Source organism: Serratia proteamaculans, assembly GCF_004684015.1.
GTDB classification, from domain to species: Bacteria; Pseudomonadota; Gammaproteobacteria; order Enterobacterales; family Enterobacteriaceae; genus Serratia; species Serratia proteamaculans_F.
In genome coordinates, this window is record NZ_SRIA01000019.1 from 318,061 (window position 1) to 329,629 (window position 11,569).

General features: G+C 57.4%; 11 protein-coding genes. 4 read left to right on the forward strand and 7 right to left on the reverse strand.

The features are described from left to right. The 4 genes from E5C26_RS17145 to E5C26_RS17160 are packed head-to-tail and all read right to left on the reverse strand — an operon-like array spanning position 1 to position 3,659. A complete protein-coding gene (locus E5C26_RS17145) occupies positions 1-501 on the reverse strand; it encodes a protein disulfide oxidoreductase (protein WP_135317385.1) in 501 nt (166 codons plus the stop codon). Next, positions 494-1,210, reverse strand: a complete 717-nt coding sequence (locus E5C26_RS17150) for a DsbA family protein (RefSeq protein ID WP_135317386.1) — start codon at positions 1,208-1,210, stop codon at positions 494-496. The genes E5C26_RS17145 and E5C26_RS17150 overlap by 8 nt, the downstream gene beginning before the upstream one ends. Further along, a complete protein-coding gene (locus E5C26_RS17155; RefSeq protein WP_135317387.1) occupies positions 1,207-3,243 on the reverse strand; it encodes a protein-disulfide reductase DsbD family protein in 2,037 nt (678 codons plus the stop codon). The genes E5C26_RS17150 and E5C26_RS17155 overlap by 4 nt, the downstream gene beginning before the upstream one ends. 50 nt (positions 3,244-3,293) lie before the next feature. Then, positions 3,294-3,659, reverse strand: a complete 366-nt coding sequence (locus E5C26_RS17160; RefSeq protein ID WP_135317388.1) for a copper resistance protein — start codon at positions 3,657-3,659, stop codon at positions 3,294-3,296. Between the two features lie 179 nt (positions 3,660-3,838). Here E5C26_RS17160 and flk point away from each other — a divergent pair, with 179 nt between their 5' ends. Beyond that, positions 3,839-4,867 (forward strand): flagella biosynthesis regulator Flk, encoded by a 1,029-nt coding sequence (flk, locus tag E5C26_RS17165; RefSeq protein WP_135317389.1) that lies wholly within the window; start codon positions 3,839-3,841, stop codon positions 4,865-4,867. 4 nt (positions 4,868-4,871) lie between these two features. On the opposite strand, the gene E5C26_RS17170 is transcribed toward flk, so the two are convergent. Next, the gene (locus tag E5C26_RS17170; RefSeq protein WP_135317390.1) at positions 4,872-5,327 is read right to left on the reverse strand and encodes a rhodanese-like domain-containing protein; all 456 of its coding nucleotides are present in this window, start codon (positions 5,325-5,327) and stop codon (positions 4,872-4,874) included. Positions 5,328-5,420: 93 nt separating this feature from the next. Here E5C26_RS17170 and pdxR point away from each other — a divergent pair, with 93 nt between their 5' ends. Beyond that, positions 5,421-6,854 (forward strand): MocR-like pyridoxine biosynthesis transcription factor PdxR, encoded by a 1,434-nt coding sequence (gene pdxR / locus E5C26_RS17175; protein WP_409513910.1) that lies wholly within the window; start codon positions 5,421-5,423, stop codon positions 6,852-6,854. A gap of 25 nt (positions 6,855-6,879) precedes the next feature. Here pdxR and E5C26_RS17180 read toward each other — a convergent pair whose 3' ends face one another. Beyond that, the gene (locus tag E5C26_RS17180; RefSeq protein WP_135317392.1) at positions 6,880-7,776 is read right to left on the reverse strand and encodes an endonuclease/exonuclease/phosphatase family protein; all 897 of its coding nucleotides are present in this window, start codon (positions 7,774-7,776) and stop codon (positions 6,880-6,882) included. 214 nt (positions 7,777-7,990) lie between these two features. Here E5C26_RS17180 and pepT point away from each other — a divergent pair, with 214 nt between their 5' ends. Further along, entirely contained in the window at positions 7,991-9,223 is a 1,233-nt protein-coding gene (gene pepT, locus E5C26_RS17185) for a peptidase T (RefSeq protein WP_135317393.1), read from the forward strand. Positions 9,224-9,268: 45 nt separating this feature from the next. On the opposite strand, the gene E5C26_RS17190 is transcribed toward pepT, so the two are convergent. Next, positions 9,269-10,381, reverse strand: coding sequence for an SLC13 family permease (locus E5C26_RS17190; RefSeq protein WP_135317394.1), 1,113 nt, complete (start codon positions 10,379-10,381; stop codon positions 9,269-9,271). Between the two features lie 155 nt (positions 10,382-10,536). Between E5C26_RS17190 and apbE the strand changes: the two genes are divergently transcribed. After that, a complete protein-coding gene (gene apbE / locus E5C26_RS17195) occupies positions 10,537-11,568 on the forward strand; it encodes an FAD:protein FMN transferase ApbE (RefSeq protein ID WP_135317395.1) in 1,032 nt (343 codons plus the stop codon). Position 11,569: the final 1 nt, after the last annotated feature.

Consider the following 11,569-nt stretch of genomic DNA (forward strand, 5'->3'; position numbering starts at 1 on the left):
TTACAGCCCGGCCCACCACAGCCGCAGCTTCATGCCCCAATAGCTGGTCCAGCCGGTGGTGCTCTGTACTACCTGGCCTTTGGAAATGATCACCAGCGTTGGGGTCACGCCGATTTGCCACTGCGCCGACAGTGCGCCGCGCGGATCGTTAACCACCGGCAAAGTCACCCTTTTAGCGGCCAGCCACTGCGCCACCTGAGCATCATCGCCGGAGCGCAGCGCCACGCTGAGCACGTTATCGCCCTCGCCCACCAGCCTGGCGACATAGGGCGTAGTGAAGCGGCAAACTCCGCACCAACTGGCCCAGAAATAAACCAGCAAGGGTTTGTCCTGACTGAGCTGCGCCAGTGACACCTGCTCACCGTTCAGCGTCGTCAGGACTTGCGAATCGAAGGCTGCCGGAGCCTTTGGGGCGCGCAGCCAGTCCATGCCAAACGCAGCCACCAGGACGATCAGCAACAGGACCAGCAGTTCCCGCGCCCAACGCCGTAATCTAGCCATTTTTAACCTTCGCCAATTGCTGTTTCACCATCGCTTCCAGCTCCTCGTAAGACACCGCCCCTGGCAGCATCTGATCGCCGATCAGCGTCGCCGGTGTCCCCTGCACACCCAATTTTTCTGCCAACTCCATATTGGTGCGCAACGTAGTCATGCTCAGCTCACTCGGTGCCACTTCTTTCACCCCGGTTTTCTGCTGTGCCGCGCTAATGCTGGCAGTGTCATGGAAACCTTTTTTCGCCATCAGCCGCTGGTGCAACGCCCAAAACTGGTCCGGATGCTGCTGCCAGGCAGTCAATGCCACCCGCGCCGAACTGACCGAGCTTTCGCCTTTGAACGGCAACAGTTTCACCACCAACGCCACATCCGGGTTCTCTTTAACGATTTTTTCCAGCATTGGATCAAAACGTTTGCAGTACGGACAGTTGTAATCGGTAAAGGTCACCAGCGTCAGTTTGGCGTTAGCCGCCCCCAGACGCGGGCTGGCCGGGTCTTCATACAGGGCTTTGGCATTTTGCTTGATTGCCTGGCTGATTTGCTGGCTGGAGGTTTGCTGCTGCCAGGCATCCACCGCCTGCGCCAGAATATCCGGGTTCGACACCAGCGTTTCGCGGATCAGCTCTTTAATGCGCACTTCCTGCTCCGGGGTAAAGGGAGCGGCGGCCCAGACAGGGGTAACGATCAACATCAGTAAAATCATTAATTTTTTCATTGTGAATTTCCTTTGGCGGCGGACAGGGTTTGCAATACGGCATCGCGGGTTAACAGTGGGGACAACACCACGCCGTCGCGGCTGCCGGGGCCATAAATTTGGTTAAAAGGCACGGCGACGCTGCCGCGTTGTTGCAGGAAGGCGCTAATTTCTGCCGATGGGCGGCTCCAGTCTCCCCGCAGGGCGACAACGTCCTCAGCGCTCAGCGCTTTTTGCACGTCATCGCGCAGCAGTACATTGAATTTGTTGGCTTTACAGGTGACGCACCAGTCAGCGGTGACGTCGACAAACACCCGTTTGTTCTGGGCCAGCGCCTGAGTGATCGCCTCCTCGCTCAGCGGTTGCCAGGCCACATTGTCATGCAGTGGCTGACGCCACAGCCCGGCAGTCAGCGAACCGGCCAATAGCACCACCCCAACCAGCACCAGGGTACCGGCTGCCAGCTTGGCCGCCAGGCGAACCCCATGTTGCCAACCGACCGCCAGCAACAGGGCCAGCAGCGCGATAGCCCCCACCACCAGCGTCGGGACGTCACCGATATGGTTAGCCATCAGGCTTAGCAACCACAACGAAGAAGCCAGCATCAGCAGCCCCATCACCAGCCGCAGGCTGTTCATCCAGCGCCCCGGACGAGGTAAGCGCAGTGCCAGCGCCGGCCAGGCGGCAATCAACAGCCAGGGCAGACTCATGCCAATGCCCAGCGCGACAAACATGCCCCACAGCACCGGCAGTGGTGCCGCCAGAGCAAAGGCCACCGCGGTACCCAGGAAAGGTGCGGAGCATGGCGTCGCCAGCAAGGTAGCGAAAGCGCCCTGCCAGAAATGCCCACTCAGGCCACGACCGTTATGGGTCGCCAGTTTGGTGTTCAGCGAAGAGGAAAGCTGCAGATGGAACAGACCGAACAGGTTAGCGCTGAATAACAGCGTCACCAGCACCATAAAACCGATAAACCACGGGTTTTGGAACTGAATGCCCCAGCCCAGCGCCTGATTGCTCAGTCGCAGCAGCGTCATCAGCAACGCCAGCGCCATAAACGACGCCACAATGCCCAGCGACGAGGCCAGGAACTGCAGCCGAATACTGTGCCGGTCACGCTGTTCGACCTGCAAAATCGAGCCCAGTTTGATACCCAATACCGGCAGCACGCACGGCATCAGGTTGAGGATAAAGCCACCGGCCAGCGCCATCAGCACCGCCTGCAACAACGAGAAACTCGCCGCAACCGGTGAAGCCAGTGGCCCTTCAATAGGTAACGTCACCTGTTGCGCCACGCCGCCGTCACCGATCACCAACGTCAAGGTTTTGCCACGCAGATCCGGCGCGCTATCACCCCAGCCATCACTGACCGGCACCCGCGCGAACATCCGGGTTCCGTCACTGCTGACCTTCGGCTTGCCGAGATCAGCATCCTCCAGCGTATCGAAGAACAGCTCAGGCTGCTGCCAACCGGCGGCTCGCTCGGCGCTGATCTGCAGTTCCCCGTTCTGATAACCGGCTTTAATGCTCTCCACCAGCCCATCGGCAATAGGTACCTGCCCCATGGCCTGGGCAAAGTCATGGGTAAACTGCGCGTCGGACGGCGCATCCAGATCCAGACTGAACGGGTAGTCGGTCAAAATGCAGACGTTACTGCAGGTAGACAGCGTCAGCGTACCCGCCAGCTGACGTGGTACTGCGCCTTTGATCACCATCGGTAGCTCAACCCGGTCGTGATAACCCTGGGTGGAAATACCGGCAACGTCAAAACGCTGCGGCGTTGGCCAGTACCAGGTTGCCGGCGGTGGATTACCCTGCCAGGCGATGGTCGGCGCAATCCCGCCTTCCCCCGGTGAACGCCAGTAGGTTTTCCAGCCTTTTTGCAGCTCTATGCCCAGCAGCAAACGGGTTTCCCCACTGTGCGAGGTATCGGCGCGCAGCCGCACCTTGGCGTGATCGTTAGTCGGACTTTGTAGCCAGCCGCTGTCCGCCGCCTGCAAAGCAGGTAGCCACAGCAGTAACAGGCAGGCTAATGCCGACCTGATGATATTCAACATGTTTATTCTCCATAAATGAATCAATCAACCAAAACAGACGGGTGATGAACTCATTCACGGAACACGCATAATCGCAGATGTACCCTGAGGGTGGTGGGGGAAATAACTCTGGGAGGGGGAATTCGCAGACGCGCGGCCACCGTGGGGGCCAATAACACCAGTAACAGGCCAAGACCGAACAACAGGGTTTCGAACATCACCGGCGGCGAGGCCAACAAGGATTTGGCACTCAGTTCGCAGGGCGTGGGTTGCAGTTCAGCGGCGTCATCGGTGGCAGAGGTGAGAGTGCTGGCGACAGGCAGGCCCATCACTTGCTGCAACGCATGCAGGCTCGCCATGCGCTGAGTCATGCAGGTCAATACGACCAGGCAAGCCAGGCATAAGAACCATTTCGCAATCCGCTGCTGTTTAACCATGCCACCCTCAATTCCAAGTCTGCGCTTATCTTAGCGGCGCAGACGCTTTTAGCAATGTTTTGCCTGTAAAGAAATGTCTGAGGACGGTATTGGTCGCGGCCGTTTACAGGTATCATAAGTACAATCCTGCGCTTTTCGCCGGGTACGACGATTATTCTACACAGCGAAGGACAGGTGATATGCAACCTTTGAGTGGACCGGGCACCCCGATCGCCAGCGATCGTTCCCCTAGCCCGGACAAAACCACAACCACTGACGGTAGCCCGCTCTCCCCGGCACAACGCACAACGCTGGAGAAACTGGTCGTCAAGATCATGGCGCTCAGCCCGGCCAAGTCCGCAGAGATTTGGGTCACGCTGCGCCATGACCTGCAAACAGACAACAACAGTGAGCTACTGGCACGCCATTTCCAACCGGCCGAGCAACTGTTGCAAAACCGTCTGGCGCAGGTGCAACAGAGCCATGCCAATCGCCAATTGTTGCAGCAACTCACCGATCTGTTGCCGCAGGGCAATAATCGCCAGGCCGTCAGCGACTTTATTCGCCAGCAGTTTGGCCATACGGTGCTGAGTCAATTGAGCCACCCACAGTTGCAGCAGGTACTGAACCTGTTGCAGACCGGCAGCCTGACCATCCCGCAGCCGCAACAAACCACCACCAGCGATCGTCCGCTGCTGCCTGCCGAACACCAGAGCCTGCAACTGCAGGTGACCAAGCTGAGCGCCGCCACCGGCGAATCACCGGTCAAAATTTGGCAGACGCTGTTTGATCTCAGCGGGGTCAAAACCAACGATCCGCTGCCGGCTCGCCATTTCCAACTGCTGAACCAGTTTTTGCAGGTGAAGGTAGCGCTGAGTCCACAAACCGCACCGACGCTGAACAACCTGTTGGCCGCACTTAAACACCCTGCGGATCCGCAGGAGCAGCAACAGTTGAATGACTACTGTCAGTCACGTTTTCACTGCAATGCCAGCGCACCGCTGACCCATCCGCAGATGAGCGACCTGATCAACCAGCTGTTTGCGCGCCGTCTGGAAAAAACCGGCCCGGCACAGCCGCTGTCCATCAGCCACGCCGAACCGCAGCCGTTGCTCAACCCACTGATTGCCGCCCTGCCCCAACCGCTGCAAAAAGCGCTGAGCAAACCGGCCGTGGCCTTTATCCTGTTTATTCTTGTGCTGGCCCTGGTATTGGTGCTGGTGTTTTAACCCCTCAGGCACAGCCGCAGTCTTCTCCAATAGCACTTCCCAACAGCGAGCCCGGCTGTTCACCGGTGGCCAATGGATGGCCATCGCGTAGCCAGAAGTCCAACCCGCCAATCAGCTCTTTCACCCGGAACCCCTGTTGCGCCAGTTTGTATGCGCCCTTGGTGGAGCCGTTACAGCCAATACCATCACAATAAGTGACATAGACTTTGTCGCGCGCCAGATGTGCCGTACCCGCCTCGTCCATCAGCCGATGCGGCAAACTGATAGCGCCAGGAATATGCCCGGCTGCGTACAGGGCTTCTGCACGTGTGTCGATCACCAGGATCTCACTGACGCCGTTGCGCAGGTCTTCCGCCACGTCCCATGCGTCTGCGTAATAACTCAACTTCGTGGCCAGATAATCCAGACTCTGCGCTGCCGTCCCCGGTGGAAAGGCCAAAACCGATGAAAGTACCGCCATAAAATTCACTCCTGTTGCTAAAGACTGATGACAATATTGCCTGATTTTGGTCTTATGATTGATACCCATTTTCACCCATTGACAAGTCCCATTATGGCCAACGCACTGCTCACCCTTTTTCACCTGCCGGAACATGCCGGCGGTACCTTGCGTGATCGCGTGTGCAGCACGCTGCGTCGAGCTATTCATGCCGGAACGTTGCGCTGCGGACAACGTTTACCCTCATCGCGCATATTGGCCGAAGATTTGGGTGTATCGCGGGTCACAGCCGAGGCGGCCTACGGTCAACTGGAGGCAGAGGGCTACCTGCAGCGTCGGGTGGGTCAGGGCACCTTTGTGGCGATACGCATAGGTAAATCACCTACTGTCAGCAAGGTTACCGGTCAGCCACGCCTGTCACTGCGTGGCCGACAAATAATTCAAACCGGGGGCTGTCGCGATCCACAACAACCGCTGCCCTTTGCCGCCGGCTCACCAGATTTGCGCGCCTTCCCGCTAAAGCTGTGGAAACAGCTCACCGCCCAGCAATTACGCCTGCGGGGAGAAGCCCTGATGCGCTATGGTGATCCACAAGGTTATCTGCCACTGCGCGAGGCGATTGCCGGCTATGTCAGCCAGAGCCGCGGCGTCAACTGTGATGAACAACAGGTAGTAGTGTTGACCAGCTCACAGCAGGCCTTGCAGTTGATCGCCACCCTGCTGTTGGATAACGGCGACAAGGTTTGGATGGAAGAACCCGGTTATCGCGGAGCCAGAAACGCCTTTAGCAGCGCCGGTGCCGAGCTGGTAGCGGTCAATGTTGACGAAGTTGGGATCCGGCCGGATGAACAACTGCCCGCACCGCGACTGATTTACCTGACACCATCACACCAATATCCCACCGGAGTGGCGCTCAGTCTGGCACGCAGGCTCGAATTGCTGGCTTTGGCTCAACGGCAGCGAGCCTGGATTATTGAAGATGATTACGACAGCGAGTTTCACTATGACGGCCAGCCCATGCCGGCGATGCAAGGGCTGGACCGACACGGTAACGTGCTCTATCTGGGCACCTTTTCCAAGGCGTTGTTTCCTTCGTTGCGACTGGCCTATTTGATCGTTCCCCCGATGCTGGTGGCTGCTTTTACCACTGCCCGTACGGTTTACGACGGCCACAACGCCCAATTGATGCAGGCGGTGACCGCCGAGTTTATTCAGCAGGGGCACTTTGCCGCCCATATCCGCTATATGCGCCAGTTATACCGTAGCCGCCGTGACCGGTTATTGGAGGAGGTGCAGGAAAAACTGGGGCATTTTGCCACCCCACAACCGGCAGGTGGCGGATTGCAACTCGGCGTTTGGTTGCCGTCAGGTCAGGAGGAGGCTCTCTCCCGTCAGGCGCAGCGTCTGGGCGTCGTGACGCCAGGGCTGGCAGCGCAGTATCTAACACCAGCCAGGCGGCGCGACGGTTGGCTGTTGGGTTTTTCGGCCCTGACACCAGGGGAAATCCGCGCCGCCGTCGAACGGCTGGCACGGATTGCCCCTGCTTAAGCTGACAATACTGCTTTTTATTAAATTACTGCTCGGTCAAGCGCAGCTCGGCAACTACCGGCAGGTGATCGCTAACCGCCGGCCAGTGAATGCCATTCCAGTCGCCGCTGGCGTTCGGTACCGTCAGGCTGTCCAGGTGCCAGCGCTGGGCATTGCCGCTAAAGATATAGTCGACCTTGATTTCGGCGTTTTCCGCTGGCCAGCTGCGGCCATCTTGCGCACTGGGCATGATGTCGTTCCAGTAACGGCTCAGTTCGGTCCAGGTGACACTGCCCGGGACGTCGTTCATGTCGCCAAACAACAGCTTGATACCGCGCATCTCGATGGTGCGATCGTTCAACTCGCGCACCTGATCCAAACGCATGGCCGGATCTTCTTTAGTGTCCAGATGGGTGTTGATCAGCGTAATCGGTGCCGGGAACTCGGGCACGTCGGTCTGGGCGCTGAAGGCAATGCGTTGTTCGCGCTGACCGGAAGGCAGCGGGTAAATCTTGCTGTCATGCAGCGGATATTTTGACAGGAACGCCAGACCATATTCACCGCCGTCAAAATCAATCGCGCGGCCAAAGACCACGTGCATACCGGTCAGCTTGGCCAGTTCTTCAGCCTGATCCAATTTGCCGCTGCGGCCGGTCAGCTTGTCCACTTCCTGCAGCGCCACCACGTCAACGTTCATGGCCTTGATAGCCTTAGCGATGGCCGTCATGTCACTGACCTTGCCGGCGGCAATATTGAAGCTGGCGACGCGGATCTTCGGTGCCTGCTCCAGGCTATAGGTTTTGTTCTTCAGGCCGCCAAGCGCGCTGGCCACTTCGCGACTGTTGGCGTTGCTGTTGGCATGGCCAGTGTCGCTAGAAGACCAGGCAGTCTGAGATATTCCCAGGGATAACAAAGTAATAAGCAAAGCATGACGTGAGCGCATGAATTCTCCTTTAGCGTTCAGATTTTTGTTGGGGCATCCGCACCCCAGAGCTAACAACGATTTTGCCGCAGTTACCCGCGACTATTTCCTAGTTGCCCTGCTATTTTTTTATTCTGCGCGGCGTCTCGCATTCCGACGGCGAAAACATTGCACCATTGGACAACCGGCTGATTTAGCTTTAAAACCGATAGACCGCTTACCGAGAGGAACCCGCATGACCAGCGCCATAGCCGAACAGCTCACCGAACGTTTCTTCCGCTATCTGGCGGTAACCAGCCAGAGCGATGCCGCCGCCACAACCCTGCCCAGCACGCCGGGCCAGCATGATATGGCCAAACTGCTGGCAGCCGAACTGCGCGAGTTGGGGATGACTGACGTGCAAATTGATGAGCACGCCACCGTAACCGCACGTAAACCCGGCAACCAGCCCGGCGCGCCGCGTATCGGTTTTATTACCCATATCGATACCGTTGATGTGGGTCTGGCGGCAGATATTCACCCGCAGCGCCTGCACTTTAGCGGCCAGGATCTGTGCCTGAACGCAGAGCATGACATCTGGCTACGCACCGCCGAGCACCCGGAGATCCTGGCCTACCCGAATGAAGAGATTATTTTCAGCGACGGGACCAGCGTACTCGGCGCCGATAACAAGGCGGCGGTGACGGTAGTGATGACCCTGCTGGCTAACCTGAGTGCCACCGACCGTCACGGCGATATCCTGGTGGCCTTTGTGCCGGATGAAGAAATTGGCCTGCGCGGTGCCAAGGCACTGGATCTGGCACGCTTTGACGCAGACTTCGCCTATACCATCGACTGCTGTGAACTGGGCGAAGTGGTGTATGAAAACTTCAACGCCGCGGCAGCGGAAATCCGCATTGAGGGGGTGACTGCGCACCCTATGTCGGCCAAGAATGTGCTGATCAACCCGATTCGCATCGCCAACGACATCATCAATCAGTTCGACAGCCGGGATACGCCGGAACATACCGAGGGACGTGAAGGCTACTTCTGGTTCAACGACCTGACGGCCAACGCCAACCTCGCCACGTTGAAAGTGTCAGTCCGTGATTTTGATTTGGCGAGTTTCAATGCGCGTAAAGAGCGCATTCAGGAAGTGGTGCAGCAGGTGGCGGCAAACTATCCGCGTGCCAAGGTCAGCTGCAGCGTCACGGATATCTACAGCAATATCAGCAACTCTATCGGCGAAGACCAACGCGCCATCGAACTGATTTTCGGCGCACTCGCCGCCCACGGTATTCCGCCAAAGGTAATCCCTATGCGCGGGGGTACCGACGGTGCGGCGTTATCCAGCCGCGGGCTGGTGACTCCCAACTACTTCACCGGTGCGCACAATTTCCATTCGCGCTTTGAATTTCTGCCGGTCAGCGCCTTTGTGAAGTCCTATCAGGTCACCCGCAGCATCTGTTTGCTGGCCGCACGCGGCTAACGGCTGCTCCAAAGGAGAGCGGTATTTCAAGTAGAAATATCGCTCTTAAGCCAGCAACCAGCCGAGCAAACCACTCCATGCCAGCAATGGCAGCGAGTAGTAATGGAATTTCAGCCAGATTTTTCGCTCGCCTGCCATCCGCAGTGCAATCAGGTTCGCTAATGAGCCTATCGCCAAGCCAAAGCCACCGGCGTTGACCGCATAGGCCAGCAGTTGGCTGGAAGGCACGTAGTTAAGCAGTAAAATGGTCGCCGGTACGTTGCTGATCACCTGCGACAGGCCGATCCCCAGGGCATAAATACCGCCCTCGCCCAGCCTGGCAATATCCGCGAACCAGGGCTGAACCGCCTCGAGGCGGGTGAATAACCCCACGTCGATAAACATGGCGATAAAGACAAAAATCAGGCTCCAGTCAATCTGCAACAACACCCGGCGTGCCAACAGTAAAAAACCGGCAAATACCGCCAACAGGCCATACAGTGGCAGATCGATATCCAGACACAGCAGAAAAATCATGTACAGTGCCACGCAGCTCAGCAACAGGCGTCGCTGATAAGGGTAGCCTTCGGTATGGGGGGCTTTAACGATCTCCCGCGCCGGGAAACTGAACCAGGTTAACAGTAGCAGGCTGGCCAGCATCGCTGCGCCAAAGGGCACCATCTGGGCAATGAAAGCCAGGAAAGACAGCGAGGATTTGCTCCACAGCAAAATGTTCTGCGGGTTACCAATTGGCGTCAGCAGCGAGCCGGCATTGACCGCCAGCGCCTGGAAGATAATTAACCGACTAATTGGCAGCGAAGAGAGTTTTTTTAGCGTGATCGTCAGCGGAATAACGATAAACAGCGCCACGTCGTTGGTCAGGAATGACGACAACAGAGCGGCAGCAAATACCAGAAACAGTGCCAGCCGCCGTTCACTGTGCAGCGTATTGACTATCTTGCGGCCAATAAAGTCAAAATAGCCGCTGACCTCAACCCCTTTGGTCAGCAGCATCAGTCCCAGCAGGGTAATTATGGTGCGCCAGTCGATAAAACCGCTGAGCGCAGGCAGTTGTTGCGGGTTGAAGGCGGCCATCGACACACCGGCCAGCAGCAGAATATGCAAAAAGCGATCTTTCAGAAACGGCTGGAACAGCCGGGCAACGGCATTTGAACTCATGTTGAGCGCTTCAAAAAACAACCAGGGATCAGGAGCCAGACGTTAGCCCAAGCGCGGCGGCAACGCCAGTAAAATGCTCTTTTACCCTTAACTGCTTTTCATTCGCTGCACTTTGCTTTATTTGTAACGCCTTTCCCCGTTTTGAAGGATTTTTTATGGCTAACGTTTTCGCCAAAGGGCTGTTACTGAGCATGACGCTCAGCTTGCTGACCGCCTGTAATGACCAGAATACCCGCCCGCAGATGGATATCGACGGCAAAACCATGGGCACCTTCTACAGCGTCAAGGTCAGCGGTGATGTGGCCATCAATAAACAGCAGTTACAGCAGCAGATCGACGCCGTGCTGGAACGCGCCAACGACGATATCTCCACCTACCGCAATGATTCGGTGCTGTCGCGCTTTAATCAGAGCCGGAGCGCTGACCCCCAATTGATCCCACGCGGCATGGCAGACATTATCCTGATGGCCCAACGCATCGGCCGCGATACTCAGGGTGCAATGAATATCACCGTCGGGCCGCTGGTCAATTTGTGGGGTTTTGGCCCGGATAAGCGGGTGGTCAAGGTACCGAGCCAGCAGCAAATAGAAGCAGCGCAAAAAAATGTCGGCCTGCAGCATCTCAAGTTAATCAGCGACAGCCGTGGTGAGTGGCTGCAAAAAGACCTGCCGGAGATGTATGTCGATCTCTCCACGCTGGGCGAAGGCTACGGCGCTGACCAGTTGGTACAGTTGATGGCACGCAACGGCATCACCAACTATCTGGTGTCGGTTGGCGGTGCGGTTTCTTCCCGCGGCGTTAACGGCCAGGGCAAGCCGTGGCGGGTGGCGATCCAAAAACCGACCGACCGCGAAAATGCGGTACAGGCTTTGGTGGATTTACAGGGCTATGGCATTAGCACCGCCGGTAGCTACCGCAACTATTTCGAACAGGATGGCCAGCGCTACTCACATGTGATCGATCCCACCACCGGTCGGCCGATTACCCATCGCCTGGTTTCCGCCACGGTAATTGCCCCGACCGCGCTGGAGGCCGATGGCTGGGATACCGGGCTGATGGTGCTGGGGACAGAAAAAGCCCTGAAACTGGCGGAAGAAAAAGGGTTGGCAGTGTATCTGATCAGTAAAACCGACGACGGCTTCAGCGCCGTGATGACGCCGCAGTTTAAAGCGTTTCTGGTGAAGTAAT

What these genes read in the sequence shown, in the direction of transcription:
- E5C26_RS17145 (WP_135317385.1), bottom strand. Translation starts at nt 501, where the DNA reads ATGGCTAGATTACGGCGTTGGGCGCGGGAACTGCTGGTCCTGTTGCTG.
- E5C26_RS17150 (WP_135317386.1), bottom strand. Translation starts at nt 1,210, where the DNA reads ATGAAAAAATTAATGATTTTACTGATGTTGATCGTTACCCCTGTCTGG.
- E5C26_RS17155 (WP_135317387.1), bottom strand. Translation starts at nt 3,243, where the DNA reads ATGTTGAATATCATCAGGTCGGCATTAGCCTGCCTGTTACTGCTGTGG.
- E5C26_RS17160 (WP_135317388.1), bottom strand. Translation starts at nt 3,659, where the DNA reads ATGGTTAAACAGCAGCGGATTGCGAAATGGTTCTTATGCCTGGCTTGC.
- flk (WP_135317389.1), top strand. Translation starts at nt 3,839, where the DNA reads ATGCAACCTTTGAGTGGACCGGGCACCCCGATCGCCAGCGATCGTTCC.
- E5C26_RS17170 (WP_135317390.1), bottom strand. Translation starts at nt 5,327, where the DNA reads ATGGCGGTACTTTCATCGGTTTTGGCCTTTCCACCGGGGACGGCAGCG.
- pdxR (WP_409513910.1), top strand. Translation starts at nt 5,421, where the DNA reads ATGGCCAACGCACTGCTCACCCTTTTTCACCTGCCGGAACATGCCGGC.
- E5C26_RS17180 (WP_135317392.1), bottom strand. Translation starts at nt 7,776, where the DNA reads ATGCGCTCACGTCATGCTTTGCTTATTACTTTGTTATCCCTGGGAATA.
- pepT (WP_135317393.1), top strand. Translation starts at nt 7,991, where the DNA reads ATGACCAGCGCCATAGCCGAACAGCTCACCGAACGTTTCTTCCGCTAT.
- E5C26_RS17190 (WP_135317394.1), bottom strand. Translation starts at nt 10,381, where the DNA reads ATGAGTTCAAATGCCGTTGCCCGGCTGTTCCAGCCGTTTCTGAAAGAT.
- apbE (WP_135317395.1), top strand. Translation starts at nt 10,537, where the DNA reads ATGGCTAACGTTTTCGCCAAAGGGCTGTTACTGAGCATGACGCTCAGC.